Consider the following 16064-nt stretch of genomic DNA (forward strand, 5'->3'; position numbering starts at 1 on the left):
TCCCCGCCCCGTCCGCGTGCACTCCTGCACGCACCGACCCGAGAACTGAGGTCCTGGTGAGCGCTACCCCTGCCGCCGTCACGTCCCGCGCGGGACGCTCGACGGCGCTGACCGGCCTGGTGTGGCTGCTGCTGGCGGGCGCACTGGTGCGGTCCGTGTGGCTGACCCTCGACGGCAGCATCGACCTGGACGTCTACCGGCTCGGCGGCATGGCCGTGGTGGACCGGCACGGGTTCGCCGACGAGCTCTACGGGCCCGGGCTGAGCCTGCACGACGACGGCGGACTGCCGTTCACCTACCCGCCGTTCGCGGCGCTGCTGTTCGTGCCGCTCGCCTATCTCCCCGAGCAGCTCACCGAGCTCGCCCTGGGGCTCGTCACGATGGGCATCGCCGCGGGTCTGTCGGCCGTCCTCCTGCGCCGGGCCGCGGAGCGCGGCCGGCCGCTGCCGCTGCAGGGCCTGCTGGGCCCGGCGACCGCCGTGGCCGCGGGCACCGCGGTGCTGCTGTGGTCGGGGCCGTGGATGCGCAACGTGGGCCTCGGGCAGATCAACGCCCTGCTCCTCGCCCTCGTGCTCTACGACCTGCTGCGCACCCGGGACGACAGCCTCCTGGGCCGGATCCCGCGGGGGTTCTGGATCGGGCTGGCCGCGGGCGTCAAGCTGACGCCCCTGGCGTTCGGGCTGGTGTTCCTGATGCGCGGACAGCTGCGGCCGATCCTCACGATGGGCCTCACGTTCGCCGCGACCGTGCTGATCGGGTTCCTGGCGCTGCCCCGGGACGCCGCCGTGTTCTGGGGCGAGGCCGTGGTCAGCGACGAGCGCGTGGGCGACACCGGGTACGTCGACAACACCTCGCTGCAGGGGGTGCTCCTGCACCTGGGCGTCCCCGGCGAGGCCGAGCCCCTGCTGCGCTGGGCGCTGGTCCTCGTCATGGTCGTGGGCGTCGCCCTGCTGATCCGGGTCCTCGCGGCCCGGGGCATGGTTCTCTCCGCGGTCGCGGTCAACGCCCTCGTCATGCTCTACATGTCCCCGGTCACGTGGTCCCACCACCACCTGTGGTGGGCGCTGGTGTTCACGGCGCTGTGGGTCGAGGCGTGGCCGGCGTTCCTCCGGGACGGCCCGCGCCGGCTCGCCCTGGCACTGGGCGGGGTCGCCCTCGTGGGCCTGTACGTCGGTCCGATCCGCTGGGACGCGTGGCTGCGCCCGCTGAGCGTGCCCGGGCCGGTGATCGACGCCGTGGCCGCGCTGCCCTATCTCGCCCTGTTCCTGCTCCTGGCCCTGTGGACGGTCACCGGCCTCCGGGCCGGGACCCGGGGCGCCGTCGACGCGGACCGTGGCTGAGCCCGGCGCCTGGACCGGCTACGGCCGCGGCAGCCGGGGCTACCGGAGGGTGCTCCTGGCCCTGCTGTGCGCGGGTGTGGCGACGTTCGCCCAGCTCTACTCCGTGCAGGGCGTGCTGCCGCTCATGGCGGCGGACCTCGGGATCGGCGCCGCGGAGGCGTCCCTGGGCGTCTCCGCGGCGACCCTCGGCCTCGCCGTGGGCGTCCTGCCGTGGTCCGTGGTCTCCGACCGGTGGGGCCGGCTGCGGACCATGGTGATGGCCGTGCTGTCGGCCACGGTACTGGGACTCGTGATGCCCCTGGCACCGGGCTTCGAGACCGTGGTGGCGCTGCGCTTCGCGGAGGGCGTCGCCCTGGGCGGGATCCCCGCCGTGGCGATGGCCTACCTCGCGGAGGAGCTCGACCGCCGGCACGCCGCCGTGGCCGCCGGCACCTACGTGGCGGGGACGAGCCTGGGCGGGCTCGCCGGGCGCATCGTCGCCGCGCCCGTGGGGGACGCGTTCGGCTGGCGGACCGGCACGATCACCGTGAGCGTGCTGGCCGCGCTCGCGGCCGTGGTTTTCATCCTGATCGCCCCGCGCCAGCGGGGCTTCGTGCGCCAGACCGTCCGGCTCACCGGGCCGGGCGGTCTGCTGGGGCGGCTGCGCGCCAATCTCGCGGACCGCGGCCTGGTGGTGCTCTACCTGCAGGGCTTCCTGCTCATGGGCGGGTTCGTGGCGATCTACAACTACCTCGGCTTCCACCTCGGCGAGGAGCCGTTCGGGGTGTCCCAGACCGTGGTGAGCCTCCTGTTCCTGGCCTACCTCTCGGGCACCTGGTCCTCCGGGACCGCCGGACGCGTCGCGGCGGCCCGCGGGCGCCGGGTGGTCCTGGCGAGCAGCGGAGCCGTCATGCTCACCGGGCTGCTGGCCACGCTCGTCCCGTCGATCCCCGTGATCGTGGTGGGGCTGCTGCTGTTCACCGCGGGGTTCTTCGCCGCGCACGCCGTGGCCTCCGGGTGGGTGCCGGTGCGCTCCCGCACCGGCAAGGCGCAGGCCTCGTCCCTCTACACGCTCTTCTACTACGCCGGGTCGTCCGTGCTGGGCACGGCCGGCGGCGTCTTCTACACGGCCACCGGCTGGCCGGGGGCGGTCGGCTTCGTGGCCGGCCTCGTGGTCCTCGCGGTGCTGCTGGTCCTCACGGTCCTCCGGGAGCCCGAGCCCGCCTGACCGGGCCCCGCCGGCGGACCGGCGCTCACTCCTCGGTGCCGCCCCACTGCAGGGGGAACACCTCGAAGGAGCTCGCGAGCGGCACCCCGAGCCGTTCCCCCACGGCGGCGGCGTTGCCCCGCAGGAAGGCGTCCGGGTCGAAGTCGGTCCAGCCCAGGCCCTCGAGGTAGGCGCCGTGGGCGCGCAGCGACTCCACGCCGGCGCCGAAGGTCTCCGTGACGTCGGCCGCGTGCCGGGCGCCGGGCGAGGCGGCCGCCCACACCGCCAGCACGTCCGGCCACGGCTGCAGGCCCGTGCCGATCTGCTCCGGGAAGACCCACCGGTTGCCGGCGTCCCGCACGGCGTCCAGCGTGGCCCGGCCCGTGGCGATGTGGTCGGCCTGGTTGAGGTTGGTGGCGCTGTCCCAGGTGTCCCGGAAGTTGTTGGTGATCACCACGTCCGGGCGGTGCCGGCGGACCACCTCGGCGATCCGCCGCCGCAGGGGCACCCCGTACTCGAGCACCCCGTCCGGCTGGTGCAGGAACTCCACCTGCTCCACGCCCACGATCCGGCACGACTCCCGCTGCTCCGCCTCCCGCAGGGGGCCGCACTGCTGCGGCTCGAGCCCGTCGATGCCGGCCTCCCCGCTGGTGACCAGGCAGTACACCACGTCCTTGCCCTGTCCGGTCCAGCGGGCCACGGCCGCGGCGGCGCCGAACTCCATGTCGTCCGGGTGCGCGACCACCACCAGGGCGCGCTGCCAGTTCTCGTCGACGTGCCTGAGCGGGGTCTCGGTCATGCTCCCCATCATGGACCCGCTCCGGGGGACCGGCAACGGCGGCCCGCCCGATGTCGTCGTTCCGTGGGGACCTGCCGGCCACGGGGCGGCGACGGAGCGGCCGGGGAGGGCCTCAGCGGCCGGAGGCCGTGGCGGGCACGAGCGGCAGGGCCTCCGTGCGCGCCTCCGCCGGGGACGACGGCTCCCCGCCCGGCCGCCCGAGCTCGCCGGCGCTCTCACCGGCGCCCTCGGGGGCGGCCTCGTCGGCGGTGGCGTCTGCGCTGTCGTCGGCAGTGTCGTCCGGGCGCCGGTCCCGGACCGCGCCCACGAGCTGCCACAGCGCGTAGCCGAACAGGGCGGCGGCGACCAGCACGATCCCGCCGCGCTTCTGCTCGGCGTCCAGGAGGGTCGCGGCGTAGCCGGCCCAGGGCACGTGGTACTTCACCAGCCCGCGCAGCTGGGTGGCGGTGACCGGCTCCGCGTCCGGGACCGCGTTGGCGTCCCCCCGGGTCGTGAAGCTGCGCCGCCCCTCGCCGTCCACCGCCACGCCCACGATCCGGTGGGTGACGAGGGTGGGGTCGTCCGGGCGGGGCATGAACGTCACGACGTCCCCGGTGCTCAGCCCGGCGGCGTCGTCCTCGCCCTCGAGGGGGGCGACGACGACCTGGCTGCCGGTCGGGACGGTGGGCTCCATCGAGCCGGACAGCACCGTCAGGGGCACCCAGCCGAGCGCGAGCGGGACGACGACGACGGCGAGCAGCAGCGCGGCCACCGCGGTCAGGGCGAGCACGAGCAGCGGGTGGACGGTCCTGCGGAGCACGGTGGTCATGAGGGGAGTCCTTCACAGTGGATGTTGCCGCTCTTGCCGGGGGCCTTGATCGTCCACGCATAGGCGCTGTCCACGGGGGAGGTGCCTGCGTCGGCGAACACCGCCCGGACGAGGACCTCGTAGTCCCGGCTGGACGAATGGTCCGTGCTCAGGAGCTCGGCGGCGGTGACCCGGACCTCCCGTGCGGTGGGCGTCGGCACGGTCTTCACCAGCGTGGACGCCTCCGTGGTGCCCACGGGTCGCACGCGGACCTCCCACCGCGCGACGGCGGGAACGCCGGGGCCGCCGTCCCAGGACCACCGGAGCAGTGCGGCGTTCTGGTCCGCGCCGCACGGTGGTGCCTCCGGCGGCGCCGCCGGGCGAGGAGGAGCGGTCGTCGTCGGCTGCTCGTCGGTCGGCTGCTCCTCGGCCGGCAGCTCCAGGGCGAGCGGCACTGTCCACGGACGGGTCGCAGACCAGGCGCCGTCCCCGAGCGAGGCGGCCTCCACCTGCGTGACGACCCGCAGTCCCCGCTCGTCCAGCGCACGCAGCGCGTCGGTCGGAACGGCCCCGGTCGAGACGGTCAGGCACAGCCCGGCGGGCCGGTCCCGCTCCAGGGGCGCCCGGAAATCCCCGAGGACGTCCACCGGGGCGGAACCGCCCGGTGCGACGGCGGTCCACCGCACCGGGGCCGTGCCGTCGTCGCAGGCCGCGCCGGTGCGGTACGCGAAGTCCATGCCCTGCGGAGGCGCCACGGACGCCCCGGCGGAGTCGACGAGGGAGACCTGCCGGGGCCGGTACCGGACGCCGAACCCGGAGGTGTTGGTCAGGGTCGCCGAGCTCTCGGCGCCCTCGACCCCGCCGACCTCGAAGCCGACCCGGCCCGTGGCCATGGCGGGCACCTCGGCCCGGCCGGCGGCGGTCCAGCGTGCGTCCGTCCCGCCGCCCGGGGTCGTGAGCACGATGGCGGCCAGCAGGACGAGGACGCCGAGCACGTAGGCCGTGGGGGTGCGGTACTGGCTCATGAGAACTCCTGGGGGTCAGTTCTGGAGGAGGGAGACCGTGAGGGGACCGGGGTCGACGGTCGTGCCCTGGGCCGAGGGGGCGGCGGAGACCTCGTAGGCGACGGTGACGTCGTAGGCCGCGCCGTCGTGGGCCGCGGTCACCGTCCAGGAGGACGGCGCGGGACCGGGATCCATCGGCGGGGCGCCGAGGACGGGCACCAGCTCCGCGCGCGGGACGACCGCGCCGCCGACCGGCACGCCGGGATCGACCGTGAGCGTCGCGGTGAGGTTCGCGCCCTCGACGTCGAGGACCGCGCGGGTCGTGACGACGACGGTGTCGCCGGGGGCCAGGGCGGAGAGGGCGGTGCCGGTGAGGTCGGTGGTCCCGCGGGCGAGCGCACCGGTCGCCGGGTCGATGTCGGTGTGCTGGAGGGCGGCCCGTGCGGGCTCCAGCACCACGCCGAGGCTGCCGGTGCCGACGGCCCGCGTCTCGAGCGGGGCCGCGTCGGACCAGCGGGCGGCCGTCCCGAGGCCGTTGCCGAGCAGCGTCAGGGCCAGCAGCGCGGCTGCGGCGGCGGCCAGGGCGCGGCCGGCGGTCGAGGGGCGGCGGGTGCGGTGGGAGCGCGTCATGGGAGCCTCTGGGGGACGAGACGGAGGGGTGCGGGGCGTGCGAGGGGCGGGGGCACCCCGGTGCGGGGACGAGGCCGCACCGGGGTGCTCCGGGGCCGGAAGGCCCCGTGCGGTCACTGCTGGGCGAGGACGAGCTTGGTGCCGCTCAACGACTTGGACATGTTCTCGCCGGCGCTGCCGGTGGTCCTGTCCGCCTTCCAGGTGAACGAGGCGACGGCCGTCACGGTGTCCCCGTTATCGCTCGCGGTGACCGGGAACGAGTTCTGGGTCGACTTCTCGTCGCTGGCCAGAGTCACGTCGTAGGACACGTAGCCGGCCTTCTCGAGCGCGTCGATCTCCTGCTGCAGCTGTGCCGGCAGCTGCAGTTCGAGGGACCCCTGCAGGTTGTTGCCCTTCGCGATCACTGTGGTGGACGCGTGGAGCTCGATGGTGTCGCCGGGGACGATCTTGTAGGTGGCCGGGTCGATGTCCTTCCCGGTGCCGTCCGTCCAGAACACGGTGGTGTTCTCCATGGAGAGCTCACCGGCGGTGACGATGTCGTCCGAGGCGACGGCGTGCTCCTCGGACCACTTCGAGAAGGTGCCGCCGCCGGCGGCGAGGAGCCCGGCCGCCACGGCGCCGGCCAGGACGGCCTTGCCGGCACGCCGGTTCCTGCCGTCCCGCGCGGGGGACTCGGACAGGGGGGTCTGTGCTGCAGTGTTCATGGTTCCGCCTTCGAGCGAGAGAGGGGTGGGAGGACGGCGCGCCCGGGCTCGGTGCGCGTGCCGTGCCGGGCATCCGGTGGGGTGTCCGCGGGAGGCGGCGGGTGCCCGTCCCCCCGGATCACGGGGGACGGGGTGCCCGCTGCGCCGGGCGCGCCGTCGGCGTGCCGGCCCGGGAGCCGCAGTGGAGCGCCCGGGGGAGACCGCCGGCAGCCCTGCCGCGGAATCCCCTTGACACGTCAACACTAGACAAAAGTCTATGAATTCGAACAGGCTTCTCCTGTCCCCACTTCCCCCGACGTTACTGATCAGTAATGTCCCCCGTTCGGCGGTCTCCGGGGCGCCGCGCCTAGGATGCCGGGGGAGGGCCCCCGACCGGAGGGGCCGGGACCGGAGGACCGCCATGACCCGAGCTTCCCAGCGCCGCCGCGTGCACCGGTACACCGCCGACGGCGACGGCTCCGGACGGGCGGACACCCTGGCCGGCGAGGAGCCCCTGGAGATCCGGCTCGACGGCAGGCCCTTCACCGTCACCATGCGCACGCCCGGCCACGACTTCGACCTCGTGGCGGGGTTCCTCGTCTCCGAGGGCGTGGTGCGCTCGCCGGCCGAGATCCTGCAGATGGACTACCGCAGCGGCATCGACCCGGACGGGCAGCGGACCTACAACGTGGTGGAGGTGCGGCTCGCGCCCGGCGTCGCGCTGCCGGACACCTCCATGGAGCGGCACGTCTACACGTCGTCGTCGTGCGGAGTGTGCGGCACGGCGTCCATCGAGGCCGTCACCAAGGTCTCCGTCCACGACCCGGCCGGGGACTCGGTCCGCCTGCCGGTGCCCGCGGTCCTGGCCCTGCCGGACCGGCTGCGCACCGGCCAGAGGCTGTTCGCCACGACCGGCGGTGTCCACGCCGCCGGTCTCTTCCGCTTCCCGGACGGTCCCGCCGCGCGCAACGGCGACGGCGTCGCCGAGCCCGAGCTGCTGTGCGTGCGCGAGGACGTGGGGCGGCACAACGCCGTGGACAAGGCCGTGGGCTGGGCCCTGCGCGAGGGTCTCCTGCCCCTGCGCGGCACCGTCCTGCAGGTCTCGGGCCGCGCCTCGTTCGAACTGGTGCAGAAGGCTTACATGGCCGGGATCCCCGCGCTCGCGGCCGTCTCGGCGCCGTCGGCCCTCGCCGTGGACCTCGCGGACCGCACGGGCGTCACGCTGCTCGGCTTCAGCCGCGGGACGTCGTTCAACGCCTACGCCCACCGGGAGCGACTCCGCTCCTGAGCCGGCCTCTCCCGAGTGCGCGGGGAGCGCCGCGGCGCTGGCTACGATGGGGTCATGAAGCCCTTCCTGCTGCTCGCGACCCGCGCCGAGGACGACGTGGCGGACGAGGAGTACGAGACCGTCCGCCGCTTCAGCGGCCTGCAGGAGAGCAGCCTCCACCGGGTCCGGCTGGAGGCCGGGCCCATGCCGCCGATCGACCTCGAGCGCTACTCCGGGGTCATCATCGGCGGGTCCCCGTTCAACTCCTCCGACCCGCCGCAGCTGAAGACCGAGGTGCAGCGGCGGGCCGAGTCCGAGATGCGGGACCTGCTCGACGAGGTGGTCGCCCGGGACTTCCCCTTCCTCGGCGCCTGCTACGGGGTCGGCACCCTCGGCACGCACCAGGGCGCGGTCGTGGACCGCACCCGTGGCGAGGAGATCGGCGTCATCGAGGTCACCCTCACCGACGAGGGGCGGCGGGACCCGCTGCTCCGCGGGTTCCCGCCCACGTTCCACGGCTTCGTGGGGCACAAGGAGGGCACGCGGACCCTCGCGCCCGCCGCCGTCCTGCTGGCCACGGGCACGGGCTGCCCCGTCCAGATGTTCCGGATCAAGCAGAACCTCTACGCGACGCAGTTCCACCCCGAGCTCGACGCCCCCGCGCTGCTGAACCGGATCGAGGCGTACAAGGAGCACGGCTACTTCCCGGAGGGCGCGGCCGAGCAGGTCAAGCACCGGATCCGCACGGGCCCGCCCGTGACGGAGCCCGAGAAGATCCTCGCCGCGTTCGTGGACCGCTACGCGCGCTGAGCCCCTCGGGGGCCGGGGATCCCGGCCCCCGAACTGTCGCGTGTCCGGAAGGGCCGGCTGAGGATACCGTGGGAGGTATGACCACGCGCGCCGCCCCCTGGAGGCAGGGGCCCCTCGACGACCTCCGCCCGAGCCCCGGTCCCCGCCTCCTGCCCTACCACCGGCTCGGCCACGCCGACCCCGAGCACCGGTGGTGGAAGCCGCTCGTGGAGCTGCTCCTCTTCGGGGCCTTCTACCTGGTGCTGACGATCGTCTTCGGCATCGTCTGGGCCGTGGGCCTCGTGGTCGTGCGCGGCGAGGAGGCCCTGGACGAGGTCTTCCTCGAGGCCACGGAGCTGGACATCATGGACCCGGCGATCTTTTTCATGCTGTTCTTCTCCCTGGTCCTGATGATCCCGGCGCTCCTCGCGGCCCGGGCCATCATGGGCCCGCGGCCCATCGGGCTGCTGCTGTCGGTGACGGGGCGGCTGCGCTGGGGCTTCCTCGGCCGGTGCCTCCTCGTGGCCCTGGCGGTCTACGCGCTGGGTCACGCGGCCGCCCTCGTGGTGGAGTACGCGCTGGTCGGGACGCCGGCCGCCCCGCGGCCCGTGGCGGGCTTCTGGTGGCTGATCGCGATGATCGTGCTCGTGGTCCCGCTGCAGTGCGCGGCGGAGGAGCTCGTCTTCCGCGGCTACCTGCTGCAGACCGTGGGGCGGTGGCTGCGCCGGCCCGTGTTCGCGATCCTGCTGCCCGTGCCCCTGTTCACGTTCGGGCACCTCTACGACGCCTGGGGGCTGCTGGCGGTCGCGGTCATGGCGGTCGTCGCCGGGTGGTTGACCTGGCGCACCGGCGGGCTCGAGGCGGCGATCGCCCTGCACGTGGTCAACAACGTGGTCGCCACGCTCTTCGGGGCCCTCGGGCTGGCCGACCCCGACGCCGAGGAGTCCTCCTGGGTGGCCCTGGCCGTCTCCGCGGCCATGCAGCTTCTCTTCGCGTGGCTCGTGGTCCGTGCCGCGCGCCGGCGCGGCGTCGAGGTGACCCGGACCGTGCACCCGCCGCGGCCGCCCCTCGCGCCCGGGCCCCGGCCCGGACCCGGAGGGCACGCCGGGGGCGGGCCCGGACGGACCGGCCACGGGCCCGCGGCCTGGGTGTGCCCCGGCCCGCCGGCCTGCCCCGGCCACTGGGCGGAGCCGGCGCCCGGCCCCGCGCCCCAGCACCTTTCGTAGACTGACCGCATGGAACCCCGCACCGCAGCCGACCCCCGTTCCGCCGTCGAGGACCTCGGCCGCTACGTGATGGAGTCGCCGAGCTCCTTCCACGCCGCGCACGCCGCCGCCGCACGCCTGGCGGAGGCGGGCTTCGTCCGCCTCGACGAGACGGAGGACTGGGCCCGGCACGGGGTCCGCGGACGGCGCTGCGTGCTCCGGGACGGGGCCGTCATCGCGTGGGTCACCCCCGCCGAGGTGCCGCCGGCGGCCGGGTTCCGGATCCTCGGCGCGCACACGGACTCGCCGGGCTTCAAGCTCAAGCCGAGGCCCACCAGCACGGCCCACACCTGGCACCAGGCGGGGGTCGAGACCTACGGCGGGGCGCTGCTGAACTCGTGGCTGGACCGCGAGCTGCGCCTCGCGGGCCGGCTCGTGGTGCGGGGCGCGGACGGGGTCCCGGCGGAGCACCTGACCGCGACCGGGCCCGTGGCCCGCATCCCGCAGCTCGCCATCCACCTGGACCGCGAGGCCAACAAGGGCCTGCAGCTCGACCGGCAGCAGCACGTGCAGCCGGTCTGGGGCGTGGGGCAGCCGGAGGACGCGGACGTCCTCGCGCTGCTGGCCGAGCACGCGGACGGCGGTCCCGTGGACCCCGCCCGGATCGTCGGCTACGACGTGGTGCTGGCGGACTCGCAGCGGCCCACCGTGTTCGGGCAGGGCGGGACCCTGTTCGCCTCCGGGCGGCTGGACAACCTGTCCTCCGTGCACGCCGGGCTGGGCGCCCTCGTCCGGGAGGCGGAGGCGGTGGAGCAGGGCCGGCACATCGCGGTGCTCGCCGCGTTCGACCACGAGGAGATCGGCTCGCGCACCCGCTCCGGCGCCGCGGGGCCGTTCCTCGAGGACGTGCTGGTGCGCATCAGCGAGGAGCTGGGTCGCACGGCCGCCGAGCACCGGCGTTCCCTGGCCGGGTCCGTGTGCCTGTCCGCGGACGCCGGGCACCTGGTGCACCCCAACTACCAGGGCCACCACGACCCCGTGAACCGGCCGGTGCCCGGGGCGGGTCCGCTGCTGAAGATCAACGCCGACCAGCACTACGCCACGGACGCGGTGGGCGCCGGGATCTGGGCCGAGGCCTGTGCGCGCGCCGGCGTGGGCTACCAGGAGTTCGTCTCCAACAACCGGGTGCCCTGCGGGTCCACGATCGGGCCCATCACCGCCGCCCGGCTGGGGATGCGCACGATCGACGTCGGCATCGGCCTGCTGTCGATGCACTCCGCCCGGGAGCTGTGCCACGTGGACGACGTCGCGGCCCTGGGGGCCGTCGCGGGGGCCTTCTACACCCCCTGACAGGGCGCGCCGGGCCCCGGGAGGGCCCGGCGCCCGGACACGGAGAGGGGCCGTGGCCCGCCGGAGCGCCGGCGGGCCACGGCCCCTCGTGGCCGGGCCGGGCTCAGCCGGCGACGGCGCCGACCGCGACCCGCTCGGCCGGGAACTGCGGCATGGCGATGTCGGCCATCCGGGCCAGCACCCGCACGACCTGGCAGGAGTAGCCGAACTCGTTGTCGTACCAGACGTAGAGCACCAGCGAGCTGCCGTTGACGATCGTCGCGAGACCGTCGACGACGCCCGCGCGGCGGGAGCCCACGAAGTCGGTGGACACGATCTCGGGGGAGTCGGTGTAGTCGATCTGCTTGCGCAGGGACGAGTTCAGCGAGATGTCCTTCAGGTACTGGTTGACCGCGTCCTCGGACTCCGGGGCCCGCTCGAGCTGCAGGTTCAGGATGGCCATGGACACGTCCGGGGTGGGGACGCGGATCGCGTTGCCCGTCAGCTTCCCGGCCATCTCCGGCAGGGCCTTGGCCACGGCCTTCGCCGCGCCGGTCTCGGTGATGACCATGTTGAGGGCGGCGGAGCGGCCCCGGCGGTCGCCCTTGTGCCAGTTGTCGATGAGGTTCTGGTCGTTGGTGTAGGAGTGCACCGTCTCGACGTGGCCCTGCGCGATGCCGTACTTGTCGTGGAGGACCTTCACGACCGGGGTGATCGCGTTGGTGGTGCAGGACGCCGCGGAGAGGATGGTGTCCTCCGGGGTGATGACGTCGTCGTTGACCCCGCACACGATGTTCTTCAGGTCGCCCTTGCCCGGCGCCGTGAGCAGCACCTTGGCCACGCCCTTGGACTGCAGGTGCTTGGACAGGCCGGCCTCGTCGCGCCACACGCCCGTGTTGTCCACGACGATCGCGTTGTCGATGCCGTGCGCGGTGTAGTCGATCTCCGTGGGGTCGTTCGCGTAGATGAACTTGATGGCCACCCCGTTGGCCGTGATGACGTCGTTCTCCTCGTCGACGTGGATGGTCCCGTCGAACTTTCCGTGCACCGAGTCGCGGCGCAGCAGGGAGGCGCGCTTGACCAGGTCGTTGCCCGGCTTCTTGCGCACCACGACGGCGCGCAGGTTCAGGCCGGTGCCGTCGTTGCGGTTGATCAGGATGCGGGCGAGCAGGCGGCCGATGCGGCCGAACCCGTAGAGCACCACGTCCTGGGCCTCCGGGGAGTTCTGGGCCCTGCGGTCCACCACGGGGGCGAGCTCCTCGCGCAGGAACGCCTCGAGGTCCTGGTCCGACTCCTGGGCGAGCCGGTTGAGCTTGCCGAGGTCCACCGCGCAGGTGCCCAGGTTCAGCCGGGACAGGGTCTCGAGCAGGCGGGTCGTGTCCTCCAGGGGCAGCTCCTCGCCGTCGATGCGGCGGGCGAAGCGGTGCGCCTTGATGATCTGGGTGACGGACTTGTGCACCAGGGAGCGGCCGTAGACCGTCGGCACGACCTTGTTCTCGCGGTGCAGACGTCCGACCAGGGGGACGATGCTCTCCGCGAGTGCCTCGCGGTCGGCCCAGCTTTCAGGAGTGCTCAAGAATGACTCTCTTCCTCGGCCGGGGACGTCATCGTGTCCGGCCGTGACGTGCCGCGCCTCATTGCGCGGTCGGATGCGCGCGCCGCTGCGGTTCGCACAGGGCGCCGCCCTCCATTCTAAGCGCACGGGCGCGCGTGCGAGGCCTCTGTGACACGTCCTCCGGGCCGCTCCGGGGCCGGGGCGGCGGGACCGGCGGGTGCTACCGTGAGGGCATGCTGACGGTGATCGGTGAAGCGCTCGTTGACGTGGTCTCGAAGCACGGCCAGGAGCCCCGCGCGCACGCCGGGGGGAGCCCCATGAACGTGGCCGTGGGCCTGGCCCGGCTCGGCCACGAGGTCCAGTTCCTCGGCCGCTACGGCGAGGACGAGTACGGCACGCAGGTCGAGGCGCACCTGCGGGACAACGGCGTCCTGCTGCCCTTCGGCCCCGACGCCCGGCCCACGTCCGTGGCGGAGGCCGTCATCGGGGACGACGGCGCCGCGACCTACGACTTCCAGCTGGACTGGTCCCTGGACCTCTCGGACGAGCAGCTGGGCGAGCTGCTGCGGGACACGACCCTGCTGCACGTGGGGTCGATCGGGGCGATGCTCGAGCCCGGCGCCTCGAGGGTTCTGCACGCCGTGGAGCAGGCCCACCGCTCGGCCCTGATCTCCTACGACCCCAACTGCCGGCCGTCCATCATCCCCGACTCCTCGGAGGCGCGGGCCCGCGCCGAGCAGCTCGTGGCCCTCGCCGACGTCGTGAAGGCCTCGGACGAGGACCTCCTGTGGCTCTACCCCCACCGCAGCGTCGAGGAGAGCGCCGGCGCCTGGCTCAAGGCCGGCGCGGAGCTCGTCGTCGTCACCCGGGGACCCCTGGGGCCCTGGGCCCGCACCCGGGCCACCGGCCCGGCCGGGGTGCAGGTGCCCGCCGCCCGCACCACCGTGGTGGACACGGTGGGGGCCGGCGACTCCTTCATGGCGGCGCTGCTCGCCTGGCTCACCGACCACGGCTACACGGGCGCGCAGGCCCGCGAGCGGATCGACAACCTGGACCAGGAGCAGGTCGGCGAGCTGCTGCGCCACGCCGCCTCGGCGGCCGGCGTCACGGTCTCCCGCGCCGGCGCCGACCTGCCCCGCAAGGACGAGCTGCCCGCACCCTGACCGGCCCGCGACCGACCCCCGACCCGATCCCGACCCGATCCCGACCGAAGGAGAGCCCGTGCTCGACCGCGATCCGTACGCAGACCTGCCCGACCTGCCGAGCTTCACCCTCACCTCCGAGGACATCACCGACGGCGGGCCGCTCGCCCCGGCCCAGCTCTCGGGCATCATGGGCGCCGGCGGCGAGGACGTGTCCCCGCAGCTGAGCTGGTCCGGGGCCCCGGAGGGCACCAGGAGCTACGTGGTCACGGTCTTCGACCCGGACGCCCCCACCCCCAGCGGCTTCTGGCACTGGTGCCTGTCCAACATCCCCGCCGACGTCACCTCGCTCGAGCGCGGCGCGGCCTCCCGTCCGCCGGCCGGGGCGGTCAAGCACCGCAACGACGGCGGCACCGACGAGTACGTGGGGGCCGCCCCGCCCCCCGGCCACGGGCCGCACCGCTACGTCGTGTGCGTGACCGCGGTGGGCGAGGAGCGGATCGACGTCGACGAGAGCGCCAGTCCCGCGGTGGTCAACTTCCAGCTGTTCAGCTCCGGGATCGCCCGTGCCTGCCTCACCGGGATGCACGAGGCATAGGTGGCGGAAGAGGTGGCAGCGCACCCGTGAGCCCGACTCCGGAGGTCCCCGGGGCGGCGGCGCCGATCCGGATGATCGCCAGCGACCTCGACGGCACCGTCCTGGGGCACGACTTCCGCTTCCGCCCCCGCACCGTCGACGCGATCCGGGCCGCCCAGGACAGCGGGATCCACGTGGTGTTCGTGACGGGCCGGCCCATGCGCTGGCTCGACCCGCTGCGCGAGCAGCTCGGCCACGAGGGCGTGGTGATCTGCTCGAACGGCGCGGTGGTCTACGACCTGCGGGCCGATCTCGTGGTGGAGTCGAGCCTGTTCCCGGCCCGGGACGCGTTCGCGGTGATGGACGAGGTCGCGGCCCGGCACCCCGGCACGCTGTTCGCGGCGGAGACGCTCGAGGGCGTGTTCACGGACCGCGGCTGGGCCCGCACCGACCGGATGGAGATCGGCGCCCCCCTGGTGGGGGCGCTGCGGGAGCGGGTGCCGGCGGACCAGGGGCTCGTGAAGTTCCTGGCCAAGCTGGACACCGCCGACCCGCAGGAGTACTTCCGCGCGCTCGCCGGGATCGTGGCGGGCCGGCTGTCCGTGACGCACTCCGTGGCGGCCGCCCCGCTCGTGGAGATGGGGCAGAAGGGGCTCACCAAGGCCCGCACCCTCGAGCAGTACGCGGCCGAGCGCGGGATCGGCCCGCACGAGGTGATGGCCTTCGGCGACATGCCCAACGACCTCGAGATGCTCACGTGGGCCGCCCACGGGTACGCGATGGCCGGCGGGCACCCCGCGGTGGCCCGCGCGGTCGGCCGCACGGCCCCGCCCTTCGAGGAGGACGGGGTGGCCCAGGTGATCGAGGCGCTGCTGCGCCGGGGGCGCCCCGGGGCGTCATGGGCGGGACAAACCGCTACCGCGGGGTAACAATAGGAGGGTGACCCCTCCAGCGCACCGGCGCGGCCGTCCCGCGGCCCTGGCCCACCGCGGCTTCTGCCGCGACGGCGCCGAGAACACCCTCGACGCGTTCCGCGCGGCCCGGGACCTCGGCTACGAGTGGATCGAGACGGACGTCAACACGACGGCCGACGGGGTGGTCCTGTCCTTCCACGACGAGACCCTGGACCGGGTCACCGGCGGCAGCGGGAAGGTCTCCGCGCTGACCTGGGAGCAGATCAGCACCCGGCGCGTGGCCGGCGCCGGGCGCATCCCACGGTTCGCGGACCTGCTGACGGAGTTCCCCGGGCTGCGGTTCAACGTGGACGTCAAGGACGAGGCGTCCGTGACGGCCCTGCCGGCCCTGCTCCACGAGCTCGGGGCCGCGGACCGGGTGCGGGTCACGTCCTTCTCCGAGAGCCGGCGGCGGCGCACGCTGCGGCGGATCCGCGAGCTCGACGGCCGGAGCGTGCCCACGTCCTCCGGCAAGGAGGGGATGCGCCTGCTGCTCGTGTGCTCGTGGCTGGGCGGTCCCAGCTGGCGGCTCGTCCGGCGGGTGGTCGCCCGGTGGATCGAGCCGTTCGACACCGTGCAGATCCCCCGCCGGTACCGGATGCGGGGCGGGGTGGAGGTCCAGCTCGTGACGCCCCGGTTCGTGCGCTTCGCCCACCGGCACGGCATCGACGTGCACGTGTGGACCGTCAACGAGACCGCCGAGATGGCGGAGCTGCTCGAGCTCGGGGTCGACGGGATCGTCACCGACCGGGCGGACCGGCTCGCCGAGCTGCTGGCGGAGCGGGGGCAGTGGCCGCCCACCGGCGTGTGAGCCATGA

Annotated in this window: 16 protein-coding genes; 10 read left to right on the forward strand and 6 right to left on the reverse strand. The window is 74.3% G+C overall.

The window, feature by feature from the left end:
- Positions 1–56 precede the first annotated feature (56 nt).
- Both RCG67_RS09560 and RCG67_RS09565 read left to right on the forward strand, forming a co-directional pair.
- Entirely contained in the window at positions 57–1340 is a 1284-nt protein-coding gene (locus tag RCG67_RS09560; protein ID WP_368825899.1) for a glycosyltransferase 87 family protein, read from the forward strand.
- The gene (locus RCG67_RS09565) at positions 1333–2547 is read left to right on the forward strand and encodes an MFS transporter (protein ID WP_368825900.1); all 1215 of its coding nucleotides are present in this window, start codon (positions 1333–1335) and stop codon (positions 2545–2547) included. Before RCG67_RS09560 ends, RCG67_RS09565 begins: the two co-directional genes overlap by 8 nt.
- Positions 2548–2572: 25 nt before the next feature.
- Here RCG67_RS09565 and RCG67_RS09570 read toward each other — a convergent pair whose 3' ends face one another.
- The 5 genes from RCG67_RS09570 to RCG67_RS09590 form a co-directional block, all read right to left on the reverse strand.
- Positions 2573–3325, reverse strand: coding sequence for a PIG-L deacetylase family protein (locus RCG67_RS09570; RefSeq protein ID WP_368825901.1), 753 nt, complete (start codon positions 3323–3325; stop codon positions 2573–2575).
- Between the two features lie 112 nt (positions 3326–3437).
- A complete protein-coding gene (locus RCG67_RS09575) occupies positions 3438–4133 on the reverse strand; it encodes a signal peptidase I (protein WP_368825902.1) in 696 nt (231 codons plus the stop codon).
- On the reverse strand, positions 4130–5137 hold the full coding sequence (locus RCG67_RS09580; RefSeq protein ID WP_368825903.1) for a hypothetical protein: 1008 nt from the start codon (positions 5135–5137) through the stop codon (positions 4130–4132). Before RCG67_RS09580 ends, RCG67_RS09575 begins: the two co-directional genes overlap by 4 nt.
- A 15-nt stretch (positions 5138–5152) precedes the next feature.
- The gene (locus tag RCG67_RS09585) at positions 5153–5746 is read right to left on the reverse strand and encodes a hypothetical protein (protein ID WP_368825904.1); all 594 of its coding nucleotides are present in this window, start codon (positions 5744–5746) and stop codon (positions 5153–5155) included.
- A gap of 113 nt (positions 5747–5859) precedes the next feature.
- Positions 5860–6450, reverse strand: coding sequence for an alternate-type signal peptide domain-containing protein (locus RCG67_RS09590; protein ID WP_368825905.1), 591 nt, complete (start codon positions 6448–6450; stop codon positions 5860–5862).
- Between the two features lie 400 nt (positions 6451–6850).
- On the opposite strand from RCG67_RS09590, the gene fdhD reads away from it, so the two are divergent.
- The 4 genes from fdhD (at position 6851) to RCG67_RS09610 (ending at position 11040) form a co-directional block, all read left to right on the forward strand.
- A complete protein-coding gene (fdhD, locus tag RCG67_RS09595; protein ID WP_368825906.1) occupies positions 6851–7717 on the forward strand; it encodes a formate dehydrogenase accessory sulfurtransferase FdhD in 867 nt (288 codons plus the stop codon).
- Positions 7718–7771: 54 nt separating this feature from the next.
- A complete protein-coding gene (locus tag RCG67_RS09600) occupies positions 7772–8506 on the forward strand; it encodes a glutamine amidotransferase (RefSeq protein ID WP_368825907.1) in 735 nt (244 codons plus the stop codon).
- Between the two features lie 77 nt (positions 8507–8583).
- Positions 8584–9711, forward strand: a complete 1128-nt coding sequence (locus RCG67_RS09605) for a CPBP family intramembrane glutamic endopeptidase (RefSeq protein WP_368825908.1) — start codon at positions 8584–8586, stop codon at positions 9709–9711.
- A 9-nt stretch (positions 9712–9720) separates the two neighbouring features.
- A complete protein-coding gene (locus RCG67_RS09610) occupies positions 9721–11040 on the forward strand; it encodes a M18 family aminopeptidase (protein WP_368825909.1) in 1320 nt (439 codons plus the stop codon).
- A gap of 103 nt (positions 11041–11143) precedes the next feature.
- Here RCG67_RS09610 and RCG67_RS09615 read toward each other — a convergent pair whose 3' ends face one another.
- Positions 11144–12595, reverse strand: a complete 1452-nt coding sequence (locus RCG67_RS09615) for a glyceraldehyde-3-phosphate dehydrogenase (protein ID WP_058875237.1) — start codon at positions 12593–12595, stop codon at positions 11144–11146.
- 212 nt (positions 12596–12807) lie between these two features.
- Here RCG67_RS09615 and RCG67_RS09620 point away from each other — a divergent pair, with 212 nt between their 5' ends.
- From RCG67_RS09620 to RCG67_RS09635, 4 genes are read left to right on the forward strand one after another with little or no spacing between them, the layout of a single operon-like run.
- Positions 12808–13737, forward strand: a complete 930-nt coding sequence (locus tag RCG67_RS09620; protein ID WP_368825910.1) for a carbohydrate kinase family protein — start codon at positions 12808–12810, stop codon at positions 13735–13737.
- Positions 13738–13795: 58 nt separating this feature from the next.
- Entirely contained in the window at positions 13796–14314 is a 519-nt protein-coding gene (locus tag RCG67_RS09625; RefSeq protein ID WP_368825911.1) for a YbhB/YbcL family Raf kinase inhibitor-like protein, read from the forward strand.
- A gap of 26 nt (positions 14315–14340) precedes the next feature.
- On the forward strand, positions 14341–15222 hold the full coding sequence (locus RCG67_RS09630; RefSeq protein WP_368825912.1) for an HAD family hydrolase: 882 nt from the start codon (positions 14341–14343) through the stop codon (positions 15220–15222).
- 10 nt (positions 15223–15232) lie between these two features.
- The gene (locus RCG67_RS09635) at positions 15233–16057 is read left to right on the forward strand and encodes a glycerophosphodiester phosphodiesterase family protein (RefSeq protein ID WP_368825913.1); all 825 of its coding nucleotides are present in this window, start codon (positions 15233–15235) and stop codon (positions 16055–16057) included.
- The last annotated feature ends 7 nt before the right edge of the window (positions 16058–16064 follow it).

Origin of the sequence: Kocuria cellulosilytica, from assembly GCF_040981245.1 — a bacterium.
Lineage (GTDB): Bacteria > Actinomycetota > Actinomycetes > Actinomycetales > Micrococcaceae > Kocuria > Kocuria cellulosilytica.